This window comes from Sphingomonas sp. S2M10, assembly GCF_012650175.1.
Classification (GTDB): Bacteria; Pseudomonadota; Alphaproteobacteria; order Sphingomonadales; family Sphingomonadaceae; genus Sphingomonas.
The window spans coordinates 147390-167553 of sequence record NZ_JAAILI010000055.1 but is presented as its reverse complement, the minus strand read 5'-3'; the positions used below and the strand labels follow the sequence as shown (position 1 = coordinate 167553).

General features: G+C 67.2%; 14 protein-coding genes. 9 read left to right on the top strand and 5 right to left on the bottom strand.

Going from position 1 to position 20164, the window contains the following annotated elements; genetic code table 11:
* Positions 1-157: 157 nt before the first annotated feature.
* Both glpX and S2M10_RS13530 read left to right on the top strand, forming a co-directional pair.
* On the top strand, positions 158-1126 hold the full coding sequence (glpX, locus tag S2M10_RS13535) for a class II fructose-bisphosphatase (protein WP_168846519.1): 969 nt from the start codon (positions 158-160) through the stop codon (positions 1124-1126).
* Between the two features lie 81 nt (positions 1127-1207).
* Positions 1208-3055, top strand: coding sequence for a CocE/NonD family hydrolase (locus S2M10_RS13530; protein ID WP_168846518.1), 1848 nt, complete (start codon positions 1208-1210; stop codon positions 3053-3055).
* A gap of 125 nt (positions 3056-3180) precedes the next feature.
* On the opposite strand, the gene S2M10_RS13525 is transcribed toward S2M10_RS13530, so the two are convergent.
* The 5 genes from S2M10_RS13525 to S2M10_RS13505 form a co-directional block, all read right to left on the bottom strand.
* On the bottom strand, positions 3181-3951 hold the full coding sequence (locus S2M10_RS13525) for an ABC transporter permease (protein ID WP_168846517.1): 771 nt from the start codon (positions 3949-3951) through the stop codon (positions 3181-3183).
* Positions 3948-4874: an ABC transporter ATP-binding protein gene (locus S2M10_RS13520; protein WP_168846516.1), complete on the bottom strand. Its 927-nt coding sequence runs from the start codon at positions 4872-4874 to the stop codon at positions 3948-3950. Before S2M10_RS13520 ends, S2M10_RS13525 begins: the two co-directional genes overlap by 4 nt.
* A gap of 324 nt (positions 4875-5198) precedes the next feature.
* Positions 5199-5963, bottom strand: coding sequence for a DsbA family protein (locus tag S2M10_RS13515; protein WP_168846515.1), 765 nt, complete (start codon positions 5961-5963; stop codon positions 5199-5201).
* Positions 5960-7342, bottom strand: a complete 1383-nt coding sequence (locus S2M10_RS13510) for a M48 family metalloprotease (RefSeq protein WP_168846514.1) — start codon at positions 7340-7342, stop codon at positions 5960-5962. Before S2M10_RS13510 ends, S2M10_RS13515 begins: the two co-directional genes overlap by 4 nt.
* Positions 7343-7448: 106 nt before the next feature.
* Positions 7449-10109 (bottom strand): ribonuclease E/G, encoded by a 2661-nt coding sequence (locus S2M10_RS13505; protein ID WP_247650804.1) that lies wholly within the window; start codon positions 10107-10109, stop codon positions 7449-7451.
* A gap of 489 nt (positions 10110-10598) precedes the next feature.
* Here S2M10_RS13505 and S2M10_RS13500 point away from each other — a divergent pair, with 489 nt between their 5' ends.
* The 7 genes from S2M10_RS13500 (at position 10599) to S2M10_RS13470 (ending at position 20120) form a co-directional block, all read left to right on the top strand.
* A complete protein-coding gene (locus S2M10_RS13500) occupies positions 10599-11513 on the top strand; it encodes an N-acetylmuramoyl-L-alanine amidase (RefSeq protein WP_348770599.1) in 915 nt (304 codons plus the stop codon).
* Between the two features lie 65 nt (positions 11514-11578).
* Complete coding sequence (locus S2M10_RS13495) at positions 11579-14080, top strand: transglycosylase domain-containing protein (protein ID WP_168846513.1); 2502 nt, start codon at positions 11579-11581, stop codon at positions 14078-14080.
* 81 nt (positions 14081-14161) lie between these two features.
* Entirely contained in the window at positions 14162-15289 is a 1128-nt protein-coding gene (gene prfB, locus S2M10_RS13490) for a peptide chain release factor 2 (protein WP_168846512.1), read from the top strand.
* Positions 15290-15291: 2 nt separating this feature from the next.
* Positions 15292-16059 (top strand): methyltransferase domain-containing protein, encoded by a 768-nt coding sequence (locus tag S2M10_RS13485; RefSeq protein ID WP_168846511.1) that lies wholly within the window; start codon positions 15292-15294, stop codon positions 16057-16059.
* A 173-nt stretch (positions 16060-16232) separates the two neighbouring features.
* The gene (gene ileS, locus S2M10_RS13480; RefSeq protein ID WP_168846510.1) at positions 16233-19193 is read left to right on the top strand and encodes an isoleucine--tRNA ligase; all 2961 of its coding nucleotides are present in this window, start codon (positions 16233-16235) and stop codon (positions 19191-19193) included.
* Positions 19193-19714: a signal peptidase II gene (gene lspA, locus S2M10_RS13475; RefSeq protein WP_168846509.1), complete on the top strand. Its 522-nt coding sequence runs from the start codon at positions 19193-19195 to the stop codon at positions 19712-19714. The genes ileS and lspA overlap by 1 nt, the downstream gene beginning before the upstream one ends.
* On the top strand, positions 19707-20120 hold the full coding sequence (locus S2M10_RS13470; protein WP_168846508.1) for a DUF3035 domain-containing protein: 414 nt from the start codon (positions 19707-19709) through the stop codon (positions 20118-20120). The genes lspA and S2M10_RS13470 overlap by 8 nt, the downstream gene beginning before the upstream one ends.
* The last annotated feature ends 44 nt before the right edge of the window (positions 20121-20164 follow it).

Sequence of the window (20164 nt, the reverse complement as noted above, 5' to 3'; positions counted from 1 at the left end):
TGTCGCATCTCCACCAACTGGCGCAATGATATCGCAAATTGGTGCCGAAATCACTAAAGGACTTGGGCCCTTTTCGCTGACAACGTTAGCACTGCTCGACAGCGCGGGAAGCGCCCCCTATCGCATCGCACAAATCGAACAGGGGATCACCGAACCGATGCCGAACGCAAGCCATGTTCTCGACCGAGTCCTCGTTCTCGAAATGGTGCGCGTCACCGAAGCCGCTGCGATCGCCGCCTCCAGCCTGATCGGCCGGGGCGACGAGAAAGCCGCCGACCATGCCGCGGTGGAAGCGATGCGCGAGGCGCTCAACCAGCTCTACATGGACGGCACCGTGGTGATCGGTGAAGGCGAGCGCGACGAGGCGCCGATGCTCTTTATCGGCGAAAAGGTCGGCTCCGCGATCGGCAAGGGACCGAAGATCGATATCGCGCTCGATCCGCTGGAAGGCACCACGATCACCGCCAAGGCCGGCCCCAACGCGCTGGCGGTGCTGGCGGTGGCCGAGGAAGGCTGCCTGCTCAACGCGCCCGACGTGTATATGGACAAGATCGCGGTCGGCCCGGGCTATCCGCAGGGTGTGATCGACCTCAACAAGACCCCGACCGAGAACATCCAGGCGATCGCGGCCGCCAAGGGCGTGCAGCCCAGCGAGATCATCGCCTGTGTGCTGGATCGCACCCGCCACGAGAAGCTGATCGCCGAGCTGCGCGAGATCGGCTGCGGCATCATGCTGATCCCGGACGGCGACGTGGCCGGCGTGATCGCGACCAGCGATCCGGACACGACGATCGATGTGTATATGGGCCAGGGCGGTGCGCCCGAGGGCGTGCTGGCCTGCGCGGCGTTGCGCTGCGTCGGTGGCCAGTTCCAGGGCCGGCTGGTGTTTCGCAACGAGGACGAGCGCGCGCGCGCCCGCAAATGGGGCATCGAGGATCTCGACAAGATCTACTCGCTCGACGAGCTCGCCAAGGGCGATTGCATTTTCGCTGCGACCGGCGTGACCGACGGCTCGCTGCTCGCCGGCGTCAAGCGGGTGAAGGGCAAGATGACCACCGAGAGCGTGGTGATGCGCGCCAGCTCGGGTACGGTGCGCTGGGTAAAGGGCGAGCACCGCATCGACTGATCCCGACCGAACGCCGCCGGCTTGATCCCGGCGGCGTATTGTCGCACCAAGTCACCCTCGCTTTCTGGGGGATCGACGAACATGCGGCACTGGCTGGTTACGGTAGCACTTGCGGCGCTTGCTGCCCCTCTCGCGGCCGCCGCGCCGCCGCAAGCCGCACCCACCGCGACCGAGGCGCCCTTCACTTTCGAAGAGGCGATGATCCCGATGCGCGACGGGGTGAAGCTCCACACCGTCATCCTGCGGCCCAAGGGCGCCACCGGCCCGCTGCCGATCCTCTTCCAGCGCACACCCTATGGTGCGCCCGACGCCGCACCGGGGCGCGTGCCGAACAGCTGGGCGCCGCTGGTGCGCGACGGCTATATCTTCGTGTTCCAGGACATGCGCGGCCGCTTCAAGTCCGAGGGCGGTCCGTTCACGCTCTCGACCGAAGTTAAGACAGGCAAGGGCGTGACCGACGAGGCGACGGATGCCTATGATTCGATCGACTGGTTGGTGAAGAACGTAAAGCCCAACAACGGCAAGGTCGGCATGTGGGGCGTCTCGTACCCCGGCTTCACCGCTGCCATTGCGCTCGCCAAGCCGCATCCCGCGCTCAAGGCGACCAGCCCGCAGGCGGCGTGGATCGACTATTGGAAGAACGACGATCTCCACCGCTGGGGCGCGATGCGGCTCACCTATGCCAGCGACTGGGTGAACAGCCTCCAGGCCGACAAGACCAATGCCGGCATCGACCTGTATGATCGCTACGACACGTACGACTGGTTCCTCCACGCCGGCTCGCCCGACGAGATTGAGAAGAAATATTTCAAGGGCCGGGTGCCGCGCTTCCGCGAAATGATCGAGCATCCCGATTATGACGATCACTGGAAGAATCAGGTCTGGTCGAACGCGCTCGGCAAGACGACCGTGCCAACGCTCAACGTCGCGGGCTATTGGGACCAGGAGGATCCCTGGGGCAGCTGGAAGATCTGGGAAAAGCAGCGCGCCAATGATCCGGACAAGCTCGCGCTGATGGTCGCCGGCCCCTGGGCGCACGGCACCTGGCACACGCCGGCGAACAGCCTCGGCCGCATCGCGTTCGGCGTCGACAGCGGCACGCAATTCGTGGAGCAGATCGAGGCGCCGTTCTTCGCCTATTGGCTGCACGGCACGGGCACCAGGCCCGACTTCGCGCTGAAGAGCTTCCAGTCGGGCTCGTGGCAGTGGAAGACGTACCAGACCTATCCGCTCGCCAATGCGCAGGCGACCAGCCTCTATCTGCATGCCGACGGTTCGCTCGGCTTCACCGCGCCGGCGGCGGGTGAGGGCTGCCGGGACTATGTCAGCGATCCGGCGCGGCCGGTGCCGTTCCGGCCGCGGCCGATGTCCGCCACCTATGCCACGCCCGACTGGCGCTGGTGGGAAGCCGAGGACCAGCGCTTCGTCGACGACCGGCCCGATGTGCTCAGCTATGTCTCCGCGCCGCTGGAGAGCGACCTGACCGTCACCGGCGCGGTCACCGCCAAGCTGATGGCCTCGACCAGCGGCACCGACAGCGACTTCGTCGTCAAGCTGATCGACGTGTTCCCCGAAAACTACGAGAAGGCACCGACCGCGCTGGGCACCTATGCCAAGGGGCTCAACGGCTATGAGCTGCCGATCGCGATGGAGATTCGCCGCGGCCGCTACCTCAAGAGCTTCGAGCAGGCGACGCCGCTGGTGCCGGATCAGGTGACCGCCTGGGACTTCCCGCTGCGCGACCACGACCATGTGTTCAAGAAGGGCCACCGCATCATGGTGCAGGTCCAGTCGAGCTGGTTCCCGGTGATCGACCGCAACCCGCAGACCTTCGTGCCCAACATCTACAAGGCCAAGCCCGAGGACTATCGCAAGGCGACGCAGCGGGTGTGTGCGGGCTCCGCGGTGACGCTGCCGGTGGTGAAGTAGGCTGTACTTAAGCCCCTCCTCCTGGGAGGAGGGGTTGGGGTGGAGGGATTCCAGAACCTAGGGTGGTCTCGGTGAGACACTGCCCCACCCCAACCCCTCCCCTGAAGGGGAGGGGCTAAGAACTTCTAATTCTTCAGTCGGTAGCCGGTGCGGAAGATCCACACGATCAGCCCCAGGCACAGCAGCAGGAATACACCGGTGAACCCAAGGCTCCAGGCGATGTCGACATCGCCGTGCCCGAAGAAGCTCCAGCGGAAGCCGCTCACCAGATACACCACCGGGTTGAACAGGCTCACCGTGTGCCAGGGCTCGGGCAGCATGTCGATCGAGTAGAAGGCGCCGCCGAGGAAGGTGAGCGGCGTCACCAGCAGCGAGGGCACGATGTTGAGCTGCTCGAAGCTCTTCGCCCAGATGCCGATGATGAAGCCGAACATGCTGAAGGTCACGGCCGTCAGCACCAGGAAGGCGAGCATCGCGGCGGGATGGTCCACCCGCAGCGGCACGAACAGCGCCGAGGTTGCCAGAATGATCAGTCCGATCACCACCGACTTGGTCGCAGCAGCCCCCACGAACCCCACCACCAGCTCGAGAGCCGAGATCGGCGCCGAGAGCAGCTCGAACACCGTGCCGGTGAACTTGGGGAAGTAGATGCCGATCGAGGCATTGGCGATGCTCTGCATCAGCAGCGACAGCATGATCAGGCCCGGCACCAGGAAGCTGCCGTAATTGACCCCGTGGATCGCATCGATCCGGCTGCCGATCGCGCCGCCGAACACGACGAAATAGAGCGAGGTGGTGATCACCGGGGTCGCGATCGACTGCCACAGCGTGCGGATCGTGCGGGCCATCTCGAACTTGTAGATCGCCCAGATGCCGGGAAAGTTGATGCCGTTCATGCCTGCGCCCCCACCAGGTCGACGAAGATGTCCTCCAGGCTCGACTTGGAGGTGTCGAGATCCTTGAAGGCGATGTTCAGGTCGTGCAGCTTGCGCAGCAGCGACGGGATGCCGGTGCGCTCGGCCTGCGCGTCGAAGGTATAGCGCAGCTTGTGGCCCTCGTCCGCGAGGCTGAGCTGCCATTCGCCGAGCTCGGCGGGGATGGCGGCGAGCGGCTCGACCAGACTGAGGTCCAGCTCGCGCTTGCCGAGCTTCTTCATCAGCGCGGTCTTTTCCTCGACCAGCAGCAAGTGCCCCTTGTTGATCACGCCCACCCGGTCGGCCATTTCCTCGGCCTCTTCGATATAGTGGGTGGTCAGGATGATGGTGGTGCCGCGGTCGCGCAGGCGGCCGATCAGCTTCCACATGTCGCGGCGCAGCTCGACGTCGACGCCGGCGGTCGGCTCGTCGAGGAACAGGATGTCGGGCTCGTGGCTCAGCGCCTTGGCGATCATCACCCGGCGCTTCATGCCGCCCGAGAGCTCCATGATCTTGGCGTTGCGCTTGTCCCACAGCGACAGGTCCTTGAGGAGCTGGTCGCAATAGGCGTTGTCCGGCGCCTTGCCGAACAGCCCGCGCGAATAGCGGGCGGCCGAGCCGACGCGCGAGAACATGTCGACCGCGATTTCCTGCGGCACCAGGCCGATCTTGGAGCGCGCCGCGCGCGGCTGGCGGATCGCATCGTGCCCGTCGACCAGGATGGTGCCGGTGCTGGGGGTGACGATGCCGCAGATGATGGAGATGAGCGTGGTCTTGCCCGCGCCGTTCGGCCCGAGCAGGGCGAAGATCTCGCCCTTTTGGATGTCGAGATCGACATGGTCGAGCGCGGTATGGCCCGACGCGTAGGTCTTGGAGACCTGGCGTAGCGACAGGATGGGTTGCATGGGTGATGATGGCCCCGGCCGGAAGGAGCCCGTTAGCTAGGGTGGCGTTCATCCTGCGGCAAGGTGTTGGGCCAATGGCTTTCGTTCGAAGCGTTTCTCCCACTGGCGCGGAGGGCTATCGCATCTAAGCTAAGGGTCTGCACCTTCAAAAGAACCATCGTCATTCCCGCGAAGGCGGGAATCCATTGCGCTGAGCGCTCGGGTAAGGAACTTCGGCATCAGCGCCAATGGATCCCCGCCTTCGCGGGGATGACGAAATACTGTGGTTGATGCGATTGCCCTGCCCTGGCGAGGGAGGATACGCTTTCAGCTTTAGGTGCGGGCCTAGTTCGCCTTCCGCGCGATCGCCACGGCGTCGGCCAGCGCCTGGTAATCGCGCGCGCCATAGAGGATCTGCTTGCCCACCACCCAGGCGGGCGTGCCGTTCATCGCCAGCTTGGCGCCCAACTGGTGGTTGGCGTTGATCTCCTTGGCGACCGTGTCGCTGTTGGCCAGCTTCTGGGTCGCTGCTGGATCGAGTCCTGCCTTGGCCAGCGCATCGCCGATCGTCGCGTTGCTGGGGCTGCCGCTGGCGAACAGCGCGTCGTGGAAGGCGCGGAACTTGCCCTGCTGGGCGGCGGCAAGCGCGAAGCGGGCAGCGATGACGCTCGCCTCGCCCAGCACCGGGTATTCGCGGTAAACGATGCGGACGTTCGGATCCTTGGCGACCAGCTCGGCAAGGCCCGGCAGACTCGCGCGGCAATAGCCGCAGGCATAGTCCATGAACACGGTTACGGTGACGTCGCCGTCGGGATTGCCTGCCCAGGCACTGGCGAACGGCGTGGTGAGCGCGGGCAGGGCGGCGGGGACGGCAGCCTGCGCACCATCCTGCGCCTTTTGGGCCTGCTCGTTATCCTGCTGCTGAAGCCGTTCCATCATGTCGCGCAGAATCGACGGGTTCTCGAGCAGATAGGCTTGGACGATGCGCTCCACCTGCGCCTTGTTGCCACCGATCCCCGGCAGCAGCGCCTGCGCGGCGAGCACGACAAGGCCACCCAGGATCGCAGCGAGGAGCAGCGTGCCGCCCAGGAAGAGCTTCGAGCGGTTCATTGCTGGAGATTGCGTCCCTTGTTGCGCTTGTCGTCCTTCATCGCCTGTTCCGAAACCATGGCGATGTCCTGTGCGCGGATCCATTCGGGCGAGCCCTGCGTCAGGCCGCCCATCGCACGGCGCGCGCTGACCATCGCGGTGCGGGCATCGCCGATCAGGTTGGCGCGCTCGGCGGTGGCGAGCGCGGTGCGCGGCTCGTCGCCCTCGCGGTCATAGACGGTGCCGAGGTTGATCCAGGCGAAGGGATTGTCCCGATCGCGCGTGAGCGACTCGCGCAACACGCGCTCGGCTTCCTTCAGATTTGCCTTGTCCTCGGTCGCGACCAGCGCATGGCCGAAGGTGCTCGCGATCAGCGGGGAATTGTTCGAGAGCTGCGTCGCCTTGCGCAGCGGATCGAGCGCCGCCTGGGGCTGGCCGGATTCGAGCAGGATCTGGCCCTGCAGCTCGAGGAAATAGGGGTCGTTGGGCGCCAGCTTGACCAAAGCCGCCGTTTCGGCCGCCGCCTGCTCCGGATAGCCCGACTGGTGATAGGCATAGGCGCGCGCATAATGCGCCGGCGCCGACTGGTCGCTCTGCGGATAGATCCGCAACGTCTTCTTGGGATCGTTGGTATAGCCGCGCAGCTTGGCCTGAACGCGCTTGAAGCGGCGCTCGAGATCGGTATCGAGCGGCTTGCTCCAGTTGGGCGACCCTTCGAGATCCGCCTTCAGCGTCTGGACGCGATCCTGCGACATCGGGTGGGTCTGCGCGAAGGGGTCGACCTCGGGATCGGTGGCGTAATAGCCATAGCGGTGCATCTCCTGCGTCAGCTTCTCGAAGAAGCCGAGCATGCCCTTGCCCGAAATGCCCGCGCTGTTGAGGAAGCGCACGCCGGCGGCATCGGCCGAGGATTCCTGCACGCGGCTATAGGCGAGATATTTGCCGATTGCGGCACGCTGGCCGGCCATGAGGATGCCGGTGCCGGCCTCGGCCGAGCCCGCCGCCATCGCCGCCGCGCCGAGCAGCAGGCTGAGGATCGAGATATTGCCATAGCCGCCGTCGCGCTGGAACACAGCATGGCCGCCGACGATATGGCCGATTTCATGGGCGATGACGCCCTGCACCTGGTTGGCGGTATCCGCCGCGTCGATCAGCCCTGCATTGACGTAGACGATCTGCCCGCCCGCCACAAAGGCGTTGATCGACGGATCACCGATCAGCACCACCTTGCCATTGGCCGGGTTGAGTCCGGCGGCGGTGAACAGCGGCTTGGCCATGTCCGCCAGCAGCGCTTCGGTTTCGGCGTCGCGGAGCACCGATTGCGCGATCGCCGGGCGCGAGGCGAACGCGGCGAGGCACAGCATCGCGAGCAGCGTGGCCAATCGGTGGATGCGCGCCATGATCGATACTCCCGGGGACTCGTCTGAAGGGCCGCCCTGGCAACAAGGCCCTGAACCTACACTGAAAGCCCCGGCGCGGCACAGGCAGCCGCGCCGGGTATCTTCCTCAGGCGCCGAAGGTGCGCTGCCACCAGCCGCGGCGGGGCTGGCCTTCCTCGGTCGCGGCGTCCTCGGCGGCCGGCGCCTCCGTGGCGTCGGGCGTCGCGTCCTGCGCGGCGGGCGCTTCGATGGCCGGAGCCTCGGGCGCTGCCTCGGCGACCGTGTCCGTCTTCTTGCGACGCGTGCGCTTCGGCTTGGCCGGAGCTTCCTCGGCGGGCGCCGCAACGACAGGGGCAGCGGCTTCCGCCTCGACGTCTGCCTTCTTGCGGCGCGTGCGCTTCGGCTTGGCCGGTGCTTCCTCGGCGGGCGCCTCGACGGCCGCGGCTGCGGCTTCCGCCTCGACATCTGCCTTCTTGCGGCGGGTGCGCTTCGGCTTGGCCGGGGCTTCCACCTCGGCCTCTACCGGCGCCGGCGCCGTCTCGGCGACGGGCTCGGGAGCGGCGACCGGCGCTTCGGCGTCAACCTCGGCTTCGGCCTGCGCCGGGGCGTCGCCGTCCTCGGCTGCCTGCTCGGTACCCTCTTCGCCCGCACCGCGACGGCCGCCACGACGGCCGCGACGGCGGCGCTTGCGATTGCGTTCGCCTTCCTCATGCTGGGCCGCGGTTTCCTCGGTCTCGCCCGCAGCCTCGACCTCGGCCTCCTGGGGCTCGACATCCGCATCGGCCTCGGACTCCATGCCGTCGGTCTCGCTCTGCTCGTCCTGACCGGACTCGCCTCCCTCGCGACGACGGCCACGGCCACGGCGACGGCGGCGGCGCTTGCCACGTCCTTCGCCGTCCCGCTCGCCACGCTCAGGGCGCTCGCCCCGTTCGCGCGGCTCGGCGGCTTCGGCTTCGGCCTCGGCTTCGAGCTCTTCTTCCTCTTCCTCGATCTCCTCGACGAAGTCTTCTTCCGGCTCCTCGAGCAGCGGCTCGATCTTGGGCGCATAGGCCGGCGGCGGGCCCGAGGCCTCGACGGTCATGCGCGCGCCTTCCAGCTCGCCGTCCGCCTCGACCTCGACGAGCACGCCGTAGCGATCCTCGATCTCGGCCAGCTCGCTGCGCTTCTTGTTGAGCACGTAGAAGGCCGCTTCCTGGCTGGCGCGCAGCAGGATTTCCGAACCGCGGCCGCGGGCGGCCTCGTCCTCGATCATGCGCAGCGCCGACAGGCCGGCCGACGAGGCGGTGCGGACCAGGCCGGTGCCCTCGCAATGCGGGCAGGTGCGGGTGGAGGCCTCCAGCACGCCGGTGCGCAGGCGCTGGCGGCTCATCTCCATCAGGCCGAAGGGCGAGATGCGGCCAACCTGGATGCGAGCGCGATCGTTCTTCAGCGCCTCCTTCATCGCCTTCTCGACCTTACGGACGTTGGACGAATGATCCATGTCGATGAAGTCGATCACGACCAGGCCCGCCATGTCGCGCAGGCGGAGCTGGCGGGCGATTTCCTGGGCGGCTTCGAGGTTGGTCGCGGTCGCGGTCTGCTCGATATTGTGCTCGCGCGTCGAGCGGCCCGAGTTGATGTCGATCGAGACCAGCGCCTCGGTCGGGTTGATCACGAGGTAGCCGCCGGACTTCAGCTGCACCACCGGGTGGTACATCGCCGACAGCTGCTCCTCGACGCCGGCGCGCTGGAACAGCGGCACCGCATCGGCATATTGGCGCACCTTGCGGGCATGGCTCGGCATCAGGAGCTTCATGAAGTCCTTGGCCTGTCGATAGCCTTCCTCGCCCTCGACGATCACCTCGTCGATGTCGCGATTATAGATGTCGCGGATCGCGCGCTTCATCAGGTCGCTGTCGCCATAGACCAGCGCGGGCGCCGAGGAGGTGAGCGTCTTCTCGCGAATCTCGTCCCACAGCCGGGCGAGATAGTCGAAGTCGCGCTTGATCTCGGTCTTGGTGCGCTGGAGGCCGGCGGTGCGGACGATGCAGCCCATCGAGGCGGGCAGCTTGAGGTCCGCCATGATCGCCTTGAGGCGCTTGCGATCGGCGGCCGAGTTGATCTTGCGCGAGATGCCGCCGCCATGGGCGGTGTTCGGCATCAGCACGCAGTAGCGGCCGGCGAGGCTGAGATAGGTGGTCAGCGCCGCGCCCTTGTTGCCGCGCTCTTCCTTGACGACCTGGACCAGCAGCACCTGACGCCTACGGATCACGTCCTGGATCTTGTAGCGGCGGCGCAGGTTCATGCGGCGCTGGCGCAGCGCCTCGGCCTCGTCGCCATTGCCGCCACGACCGCGACGGCGGCGGCCGCCCTGCGGAGCGTCCTCGCCTTCCGCGGCTTCCTCGTCGTCATGCGCGCGCTCGACCATCTCGACGCCGTCTTCATGGTCGTCGTGGTCGTGATCGTGGTGATCGTCGTCCTCGTCCCCATCGGCCTCGCGCAGCGCGGCTTCCTGCGCGGCATGCTCGGCCTCCTCGCGCAGCAGGGCTTCGCGATCTTCCTTGGGGATCTGGTAATAGTCGGGATGGATTTCCGAGAAGGCGAGAAAGCCGTGGCGGTTGCCGCCATAATCGACGAAGGCCGCCTGCAGCGACGGCTCGACCCGGGTCACCTTCGCGAGATAGATATTGCCCTTGAGCTGCTTGCGCTCGGCGGACTCGAAGTCAAATTCCTCGATTCGATTCCCTTTGACGACGGCCACGCGGGTTTCTTCCCGGTGGCGTGCGTCGATCAGCATACGCATGGTCATTTATGATTCTCCGGGCGCGCCGGCACAGTTCCTCGAGGGAATGGGGCGCGAGCGCGCGATACAAGAAGCGCCCCAGGCGATCGGCGAGGCCGATCCGGGTGGCGCGGGTTTCAAAAACTGCTGTTGCTGCACGGGCACGAGCGGACCAGCGGTCCCCTTGCTCCACCATCGCCACGCTGCCGGCCGCGAGGGCCTGGCGATGCGGACGGTGGGGAAATTGCCTCATGCGAACGTCAACCTGAACTGTCGCGACAAAAGAAGCGTCGCGGGCCTTATCCGGCGCAGTGCCGGAAGCGTAACCTGCCTAGCACCGCGATGTCGTTGCGGCAACCGCGGGCGAGCGGGCAAGTTTTATTCCCCGGCGGCACAAAGCATTTCCGCGGATTTCGATCCGCGCCTCTATCACATGGGACTTAGCGGGCGGTTAACCAAGCGGAGCGAGCGAATCCGGGCTGGACCATGGGGCGAAGCGCGCGGCATAGCGGCGCGGTGTCGTGGATCTTGGTTCTGCTTGCCGGGTGGCTGACCGGCGTGCCCGGATGGGTCGGCCTGGCCGAGCATGTCCGCGTCGCGGAGGGGGCGCTCGTCGTTTCGCCGAACCCGGCGGCCCAGGAACAGGGGCTCCGCTTCGCCATCCGGACACCGGGCTACAGTGTCAGCCTCGCGATGCCCGCACCCGTGCCGGCAGCAGGCGGTCCGCCGCTGCCGGCCGTCCAGGGGCCTCCAGACGCCCCGCTGATCGTGCTCGACCCTGGCCATGGCGGACGCGACCCCGGCGCGCCCGGCCTGGACGGGGTGACGGAAAAGAGCCTCACGCTCGCCGCCGCCCGCGCGATCCGCGACGCGCTGCTCGCCTCGGGCCGGGTGCGGGTGGCGATGACGCGCGACGCGGATTCGTTCGTGCCGCTGCAGCAGCGCAGCGATATTGGCCGGCGGCTGGGCGCGGCACTGTTCCTGTCGCTCCATTGCGACAGCGCGGCCGATCCGCTGGCATCGGGCGGTACGCTCTACACCCTGTCCGAAATCGCTTCGGACAAGGAGGCGGCGCGGATGGCGGCGCGGGAGAATCGCGCCGACCTGCTTGCCGAGGTCGATCTGGGCAGCGAGCGGGCGGACGTCGCCTCGCTGCTGATCGATCTTGCCCAGCGCCGCACCATGGCGGTCTCCGCGCGCTATGCCGACCTGCTCGCCCGCGAGGTCGCCCCGGCCTTGCGGCTGCACGCGCGGCCGCGGCGGATGGCGGCGCTGATGGTGCTCAAGGCGCCCGACATGCCCTCGGTGCTGTTCGAGCTCGGCTATGTCTCCAATGCCGAGGATGCGCAGGCGCTCGCCTCGCCCGCGGGCCAAGCACGGCTCGCCGCAGCGGTACGCCGGGCGACCGAAATCTTCCTCGCCACCCGCTGAGCCGGGGCAAGGCGCGGGCGCGGCTCCCTTTCTTCCGCTCTAAAAGCTGCTACACCGCGCGCCGCATGGCCGACGGCGACACTCCCCCAACCATCCGTATCGAACGCACGCCCGGCCGCTGGGCGCGGCTGCGGCGGCGCTGGTGGTTCCGCGCGCTCGCGATCCTGGCGCTGCTCGCCGGATTGGGGGTGTTCGCCGTCTGGCTGCTCGTCGCGCGCGATCTGCCCTCGGTCAACAAGCTGCGGACCTATGAGCCGCAGCTGCCCAGCTATGTCCGCTCGGCCGACGGCACGCCGATCCATGCTTATGCGCAGATGCGGCGCGTGCAGCTGAGCTACAACGAGTTTCCGCCGCTGCTGGTGCGCGCCTATATGGCGGCCGAGGACCGCACCTTCTTCTCGCACCACGGGCTCGATTTCCCCGGGCTGGTGCGCGCGGCGGGCGAGGGCATTATCCGTGGCAAGACGCCGCGCGGCACCTCCACCATCACCCAGCAGGTCGCCAAGAATCTCGCGGTCGGCAACGAGGCGAGCTATACCCGCAAGCTCAAGGAAGCGATCCTCGCCTGGCGGATCGAGGACACGCTGTCCAAGCAGCAGATCATGGAATTGTACCTCAATTCCATCGAGCTGGGGCGCAATGCGGGCGGCGTGGCGGCGGCGAGCGAAGCCTATTTCGGCAAGCCGCTCGACAAATTGAGCCTGGCGCAGATGGCCTATCTGGCAATTTTGCCCAAGGGCCCGGCCAATTACGATCCCGACCGCAACACCCGGCGCGCGCTCGATCGTCGCAACTGGGTGCTCGGCGAGATGCTGCGCAACGGCTTCATCAACCAGGCGCAGCATGCCGAGGCAGTCGCCGCGCCGCTCGGCACGGTGCCGCGCCAGACGCCGCGTTTCGAACGGGTGGGGGGCTATTTCGTCGAGGAAGTCCGCCGCCAGCTCGCGCGGCAATTCGGCGAGAAGCGCGAGGACGGGCCGTATAGCGTCTATGACGGCGGCCTGTGGGTGCGCAGCTCGCTCGATCCGCGGCTCCAGGCCTATGCGCAGCGTGCCTTGCGCGACGGGCTGCTGCGTTTCGACCGCGGGCGCGGCTGGTCGGGGCCGATCGGCAAGGTGCAGTTCGAAGGCGATGGCTGGTATTCGGCCTTCGCCTCGAAGAATATCGGCGTCGATTACGACAATTGGCGCGCCGCCGTCGTGATCGCGCGCGATTCGCGCAGCGCACAGCTCGGCTTCGACGATGGCGAGACCGGCACGCTGCCGGAGCGCGCCGCGCAGATGCCGATCCGCGGCAAGGGCGGCCATGCCTTCGACGCGATCAAGGTCGGCGACATTCTTGCGGTGGCGCCCGAGGGCGGCGCGTGGAGCCTGCGCAGCGTGCCCAAGGTGTCGGGCGGCATGGTGGTCGAGGAGCCTTCGACCGGCCGCGTGCTGGCGATGCAGGGCGGGTTCGATTCGCGGCTCCAGGCGTTCAACCGCGCCACCCAGGCGACCCGCCAGCCGGGATCGACGATCAAGCCGATCGTCTATGCCGCCGCGCTCGAGAACGGGATGACGCCCGCCTCGATCGTCGTTGATGGTCCGTTCTGCGTCTGGCAGGGCGCGGGGCTGGGCAACAAATGCTTCCGCAACTTCGGCAATGCCCGCGGCGCCGGCCCGCGCACGCTGCGCTGGGGCATCGAACAGTCGCGCAACCTGATGACCGTGCAGATCGCCAACGCCACCGGCATGGACAAGGTGGTCGACGTGATCCAGCGGCTGGGCGTCTCCAAGAACCGGCTGCCGCCCTATCTCTCCTATGCGCTGGGCGCGGGCGAGACGACGGTGCTGCGGATGGTCAACGCCTATTCGATCCTGGTCAATCACGGCCGCGCGCTCAACCCGACGCTGATCGACTATGTGCAGGACCGTCGCGGCCGGGTGATCTTCCCGGCGGGCTGGCGCGCCTGTTCGGGCTGCAACGCGCGCGACTGGGACGGCAGGCCGATGCCGCGCCCGATCGTCCGTGCCCGCCAGCTGATCGATCCGATGGTCGCCTATCAGATGGTCCATATCACCGAGGGCGTGGTCCAGCGCGGCACCGCGACGGTGCTGCGCGAACTGAACCGCCCGATGATGGGCAAGACCGGCACCACCAACGGCCCGACCGATGTATGGTTCGTCGGCGGCACCCCGCAGATGATCGGCGGCCTCTATCTCGGCTATGACAGCCCCGCCAATCTCGGCGGCTATGCCCAGGGCGGCTCGATCGCCGCGCCGATCTTCAAGCAGTTCGCGGTGCCCGCCTATCAGGGGCTGGAGCCGCTGCCTTTCACGGCGCCGCCGGGCATCCGCATGGTACGCATCGATCGCGGCAGCGGCCGCCCGGTCCAATATGGCTGGCCGACCGAGGATCCGCTGGCGCCGGTGATCTGGGAGGCGTTCCGCCCCGAAACCGACCCGCGCCGCACCCGCCGCACCGCCAGCGAGGAAGCGCCCGCCGCCACCGCGACGGCACCCGCCCAGCGCAAGGCGGACCGGCAGGGCGACAGCGACTTCTTGCAACAACAGGGCGGAATCTACTAGCGCACGCGGCGCACCCTATATGGCATGAATTCGCCGCATCGTTCGTGGTGCGGCCGGCGGTCACTTCGGAAGGTTTGGAACATGCGCGCTGAAGCGCAGGCATATGTCGACAAGATCAACAGCGCGCTGGCGCTGCTCCGCCGCTCGCTCGACTGGGACCGCGCACTGCGCCGCCTCGACGAGCTGAACGCGCGCGTCGAGGATCCGACGCTGTGGAATGACGCCAAGAAGGCGCAGGACGTGATGCGCGAGCGCCGCCGCCTCGACGAATCGATCAGCGCCACCCGCGCGATCGAGAGCGAGCTCAACGACACCGTCGAGCTGATCGAGATGGCCGAGGCCGAGGGCGACGAGGAAATGGCGGTCGACGGCACCGAGAGTCTGCGCGCACTCGCCGAGCGGTCCGATGCCGACAAGGTCAAGGCGCTGCTTTCGGGCGAGGCCGATCCCAACGACACCTATGTCGAGATCAACGCCGGCGCCGGCGGCACCGAATCGAACGACTGGGCCGAAATGCTCCAGCGCATGTACACGCGCTGGGCCGAGCGCCACGGCTACAAGGTCGAGCTGGTCGACTATCATGCCGGCGAACAGGCGGGGATCAAGTCCGCCACGCTGCTGTTCAAGGGCGAGAACGCCTATGGCTATGCCAAGACCGAGAGCGGCGTCCACCGCCTGGTCCGCATCAGCCCGTTCGATTCGAACGCGCGCCGCCAGACCAGCTTCGCCTCGGTCTGGGTCTATCCGGTGATCGACGACAATATCGAGATCGAGATCAACGAGAGCGAGCTGCGCATCGACACCTATCGCGCCTCGGGTGCGGGCGGGCAGCACATCAACACCACCGATTCGGCGGTGCGCATCACCCATTTGCCCACCGGCATCGTGGTGCAGTGCCAGAATCAGCGCTCGCAGCACAAGAACCGCGCCGAGGCCTTCAACCAGCTCCGCGCCCGCCTGTACGAGCGCGAACTGGCCGAGCGCGAGGCGGTGGCCGACGCGCAGAACGCCACCAAGACCGATATCGGCTGGGGCCACCAGATCCGCTCCTATGTGCTTCAGCCCTATCAGCTGGTGAAGGACCTGCGCACCGGCGTGACCTCGACCGCGCCGAGCGACGTGCTCGACGGCGATCTCGACAGCTTCATGGCGGCCGCGCTAGCACAGCGCGTGACGGGCGAGGCCGTCGCGGTGGAGGATGTCGATTGAGCTTGCGCGCGCGGCCCCTGCTGCTCGGCGTGACGCTGCTGCTGGCGGCGTGCGACGGCAGTCCGCGGGCGGCGCGTAACGAGCGCCAGGATCCGGCGAACTCGGGTTTCCCCGCGGCGGACCGGCCGGTGGCGACGATCGTCTCGTCGCGCTGGTCGAGCGAGGAAGAGCGGGACCGGCTGAACGAGGCGGCCAAGGTGATGGACCTGGCCGGCATCAAGCCCGGCATGACCGTCGCCGATATCGGCGCGGGCGAGGGCTATTACACGATCCGCCTCGGCCAGCGCGTCGGCGCCAAGGGGCGGGTGGTCGCCGAGGACATCGTCCCCGATTACATCAGCGCGCTGGCGACGCGCGTGGTGCGCGAGAAGCTCGACAATGTCAGCGTGCGGCTGGGGCTCCCCGCCGACCCGCGACTGCCCGAGAACAGCTTCGATCGCGTGCTGATGGTGCACATGTACCACGAGATCGAATCGCCCTACGAGTTCCTGTGGCGGCTGCGGCCGTCGCTGGCGCCGGGCGGGCAGGTGATTGTGGTCGATGCCGATCGCGCTACCGAGAATCACGGGACGCCGCCCGCGCTGCTCAAGTGCGAGTTCGCGGCGGTGGGCTATGTCCAGGTCTCGATGCGGCCCATGGCCTCGGCGGGCGGGTACATGGCCGTGTTCGAGGCACGCGGTTCGCGGCCGGAGCCCGAGACGATCCGCGCCTGCAAGTCCGGCGCGCACGCCAAGGCGGTGACGCCCAAGCCCAACGGCGCGCACGAATAGCGCACTCTTAAGCCCCTCCCCTTCAGGGGAGGGGTTTGGGGTGGGGCAGAGTCTCACCGAGACCAACTTCTGTTCTGGAATCCCTCCACCCCAACCCCTCCTCCAAGGAGGAGGGGCTTAGAAGAAGAGCAGGGATGACTTCCCCCGCCACACCGGCTAATCCCGCGCGACCCATGACTGACGCAACCGACACCCAGCGCGACTGGCGCGACACCGTCTTCCTGCCGAAGACCGATTTCCCGATGAAGGCCGGCCTTGCTGCCAAGGAGCCCGCCATCCTCGAGCGCTGGGCGAAGATTGGCCTCTACAGCAAGCTGCGCGAGGCCCGCGCCGGCCGCGAGCGCTTCCTGCTGCACGACGGCCCGCCCTACGCCAATGGCGACATCCATATGGGCCATGCGCTCAACAAGATCCTCAAGGACATCGTCGTCCGCAGCCAGAGCCTGATGGGCAAGGACGCGCCCTACGTCCCCGGCTGGGACTGCCACGGCCTGCCGATCGAGTGGAAGGTCGAAGAGGCGTACCGCGCCAAGAAGCTCAACAAGGACGAAGTCGACCCCGTCGCCTTCCGCGCCGAATGCCGCGCCTATGCGGAGAAGTGGGTGGCGGTGCAGCGCGGCCAGTTCGAGCGGCTCGGCATCCTGGGCGACTGGGACGATCCCTATCTCACCATGAAGTTCGACGCCGAGGCGCGGATCGCGGGCGAACTGCTCAAGTTCGCCGAGAGCGGCCAGCTCTATCGCGGCGCCAAGCCGGTGATGTGGTCGCCGGTCGAAAAGACCGCGCTGGCCGAGGCCGAGGTCGAATATGAGGACATCACGTCCACGCAGATTGACGTGGCGTTCCAGATTGAGTCCGCGCCGAACGCGCCGGAGCTCGAAGGCGCTTACGCGGTAATCTGGACGACCACGCCGTGGACGATCCCGGTGAACCAGGCGCTCGCCTATGGGCCTGAGGTTGAGTACGTTCTGATCGACGATTGGACGAATTTGCCGGAGGCGGAGTTCGGAAAATCGGTCACGATCACAGAAGTCCGAAAGCTGCTGATCGCAAAGCCGCTTGTCGCTAGCTTCATGGATCGTGCGCAGAAGGCAGGCATCAGTCGCCCACCTTCGTCCGGAGCCGAGCACTTCGGAATCGACCTGGAAAGCAAGCCGACATTCCTTGGTTCGCAGCTCGCCGGTGCCGTCGCACGCCACCCGATGCACGCGCTCGGCGGGTTCTTCGCCAAGCCGCGGCCGTTCCTGCCCGGCGACTTCGTCACCACCGATGCGGGTACCGGCCTCGTCCATATGGCGCCGGATCACGGCGAGGACGACTTCCTGCTGTGCAAGGCGCACGGCATCGACCCCGTCTTCGCGGTCGACGGCGCCGGCATGTACCGCGCCGACTGGCTGTGGCTCGGCGGCCAGGGATCGGTGATCAACAAGAAGTTCGCCAGCGCCGAAGGCCCGATCTGCTCGGACCTGCGGGCCGCCGGCGCGCTGCTCGCCGCCTCGGACGACTTCCAGCACAGCTATCCGCACAGCTGGCGGAGCAAGGCCAAGATCATCTTCCGGGCGACCCCGCAGTGGTTCATTCCCATGGATAGATCCGCTCCCCTCCCGCTTGCGGGAGGGGCCGGGGGTGGGCCCTCGCTCTCCACCAGCGATGCACTCGCGGATGCCGGGGGCCCACCCCCCAGCCCCCTCCCGCAAGCGGGAGGGGGAGCGCACAGCAACGCCCCCACGCTCCGCCAGATCGCCCTCGACTCCATCGAACGCACCCGCTGGGTGCCGGAGCGCTCGATCAACCGCATCCGCGCGATGGTGGAGGGCCGCCCGGACTGGGTGATCAGCCGCCAGCGCGCCTGGGGCGTGCCGATCGCGCTCTACGTCAACCGTGCGACCGGCGACTATCTCCGCGACCCCGCGGTCAACGCCCGCATCCTCGATGCCTTCCGCGCCGGCGGGGCCGATGCCTGGTTCCAGGCCGACCACCAGGCGCTGCTCGGCCCCGACTACGCCTTCGAGGACTATGAGGTCGTCACCGACATTCTCGACGTGTGGTTCGACAGCGGCTCGACCCACAGCTTCGTGATCGAGGCGCGCTACGGCGAGGGCGCCCGCGCCAACCTCTATCTCGAAGGCTCGGACCAGCATCGCGGCTGGTTCCAGTCGTCGCTGCTCGAATCGTCGGGCACGCGCGGCCGGGCGCCCTATGACGCGGTGCTCACCCATGGCTTCGCGCTCGACGGCCAGGGCAAGAAGATGTCCAAGTCGCTCGGCAACGTCGTCGATCCCTTAAAGATCATCGGCGAGAGCGGCGCGGACATCCTGCGCCTCTGGGTCGCGCAGACCGACTATTTCGACGACGTCCGCATCGGCAAGGAAGTGCTGGCCGGCACCGGCGACGCGTACCGCAAGATCCGCAACACCTTCCGCTATCTGCTCGGCGCGCTCGACGGGTTTGGCGAGGCCGAGAAGGTCGCGGTGGCCGAGATGCCCGAGCTGGAGCGCTATGTGCTTCACAAGCTGGCGGCGCTGGATGCGGAACTGCGCTCGGCGGCGGAGGCGTTCGAGTTCAATCGCTATGCGCGCGCGCTCGGCGACTTCATGAACGAGGACCTCTCGGCCTTCTTCTTCGATATCCGCAAGGACTGCCTCTATTGCGACGCGGAGAGCGATCCCAAGCGCCGCGCCTATCGCACGGTGCTGGACGTGCTGTTCCACGCGCTGGTCCGCTACGCCGCGCCGATCCTCGCCTTCACCGCCGAGGAAGTGTGGCAGAGCCGCTTCCCGAGCGAGGACGGATCAGTTCACGAGCTCGAATGGCCGTTGCTGCCGCAAGGTGCTGCGGTCGCGCATGACTGGACCGCGATCCGCGCGCTGCGCCAGACCGTCACCGAAGCGATCGAGCCCTATCGCCGCGAGAAGAAGGTGCGCTCCAGCCTCGAGGCCGAGGTGACGGTGCCAAGCCTGCCGATGCCGGCCGAGGATCTCACCGAGCTGTTCATCGTGGCGAAGGTGGAGCAAGGCGCCGATGTCACGGTCACGCCCACCGATCGCCACAAATGCGGCCGGTGCTGGCGCCATCTTCCCGAAGTGACCGAGGATGGGGCATTGTGCGATCGTTGCGCAGAGGTGGTGTCGTGATGAAGCAGGTTCGCCTCTATGGCTTCGCTGCGGCGCTTGCCGTGTTCGTGCTCGACCAGCTGACCAAGTACATCGTCACCGGCCCGCTTGGGCTGGTGGTGCAGAATGACTCGATGACGATCACGTCGTTCTTCGACCTGCGCTTCGTCAAGAATATCGGCGTGTCGCTGGGCCTGCTCTCGGCCAACAGCCCGACCATGCGCTGGCTGCTGGTGCTGATGACCGTGTGCATCGCGATCGGCGTGTGCGTGTGGATGCTGCGCGAGAAGAAGACCGGTGACGTCGTCGCGCTCGGCCTGGTGCTGGGGGGCGCGTGCGGCAACATCCTCGATCGCAGCCGCCTCGGCTATGTCGTCGATTTCGCCGATCTGCATTTCGGCGAATGGCGCCCCTTTTTGGTCTTCAACGTGGCCGATGCCGCGATTACCATCGGCGTGGTGATCCTGCTGCTTCGTGCCCTGCTCGTTCGCGACAAGAACCCCAAGTCGCCTGCCCCTGTGGAGAAGAAATTCAATGCGTAAGTTGATCCTCGTCGCGACCGGCGTCGCCCTGGTGGCCTCGCTGTCGGCGTGCGGCAAGAAGGGGTATGATCGGGCGCGTCCGGACGAGTTCGCGGTGGCCCGCCAGGCACCGCTGGTGATCCCGCCCGATTTCTCGCTGCGTCCGCCGCAGCCGGGTGCTGCCCGCCCGCAGGACACCAATCCGTCCGATCAGGCGCTGGAAGCGCTGTTCGGCGGCACCGCGGCGCGCAGCCCGGCCGAGACCGCGACGCTCGACCAGGCAGGGGCCGCGAGCGCCGATGCCGGCGTGCGCAGCAATGCCGGGAGCCCGGCGACCACCGTGGTCGACAAGGGCACCACCACCCAGGACATCCTGAAATCGCCCCAGGGCGACAACAAGGACGCGAGCGTCAGCACGCCGCAATAAGGGCGCGCATCGCCCGACAAGCAAAACGCCGGCGCGCAGAAATG

Excerpts from the sequence above, each read along its gene's own strand:
- glpX (WP_168846519.1), top strand. The coding sequence starts at position 158 with ATGCCGAACGCAAGCCATGTTCTCGACCGAGTCCTCGTTCTCGAAATG.
- S2M10_RS13530 (WP_168846518.1), top strand. The coding sequence starts at position 1,208 with ATGCGGCACTGGCTGGTTACGGTAGCACTTGCGGCGCTTGCTGCCCCT.
- S2M10_RS13525 (WP_168846517.1), bottom strand. The coding sequence starts at position 3,951 with ATGAACGGCATCAACTTTCCCGGCATCTGGGCGATCTACAAGTTCGAG.
- S2M10_RS13520 (WP_168846516.1), bottom strand. The coding sequence starts at position 4,874 with ATGCAACCCATCCTGTCGCTACGCCAGGTCTCCAAGACCTACGCGTCG.
- S2M10_RS13515 (WP_168846515.1), bottom strand. The coding sequence starts at position 5,963 with ATGAACCGCTCGAAGCTCTTCCTGGGCGGCACGCTGCTCCTCGCTGCG.
- S2M10_RS13510 (WP_168846514.1), bottom strand. The coding sequence starts at position 7,342 with ATGGCGCGCATCCACCGATTGGCCACGCTGCTCGCGATGCTGTGCCTC.
- S2M10_RS13505 (WP_247650804.1), bottom strand. The coding sequence starts at position 10,109 with ATGACCATGCGTATGCTGATCGACGCACGCCACCGGGAAGAAACCCGC.
- S2M10_RS13495 (WP_168846513.1), top strand. The coding sequence starts at position 11,579 with ATGGCCGACGGCGACACTCCCCCAACCATCCGTATCGAACGCACGCCC.
- prfB (WP_168846512.1), top strand. The coding sequence starts at position 14,162 with ATGCGCGCTGAAGCGCAGGCATATGTCGACAAGATCAACAGCGCGCTG.
- ileS (WP_168846510.1), top strand. The coding sequence starts at position 16,233 with ATGACTGACGCAACCGACACCCAGCGCGACTGGCGCGACACCGTCTTC.
- lspA (WP_168846509.1), top strand. The coding sequence starts at position 19,193 with ATGAAGCAGGTTCGCCTCTATGGCTTCGCTGCGGCGCTTGCCGTGTTC.
- S2M10_RS13470 (WP_168846508.1), top strand. The coding sequence starts at position 19,707 with ATGCGTAAGTTGATCCTCGTCGCGACCGGCGTCGCCCTGGTGGCCTCG.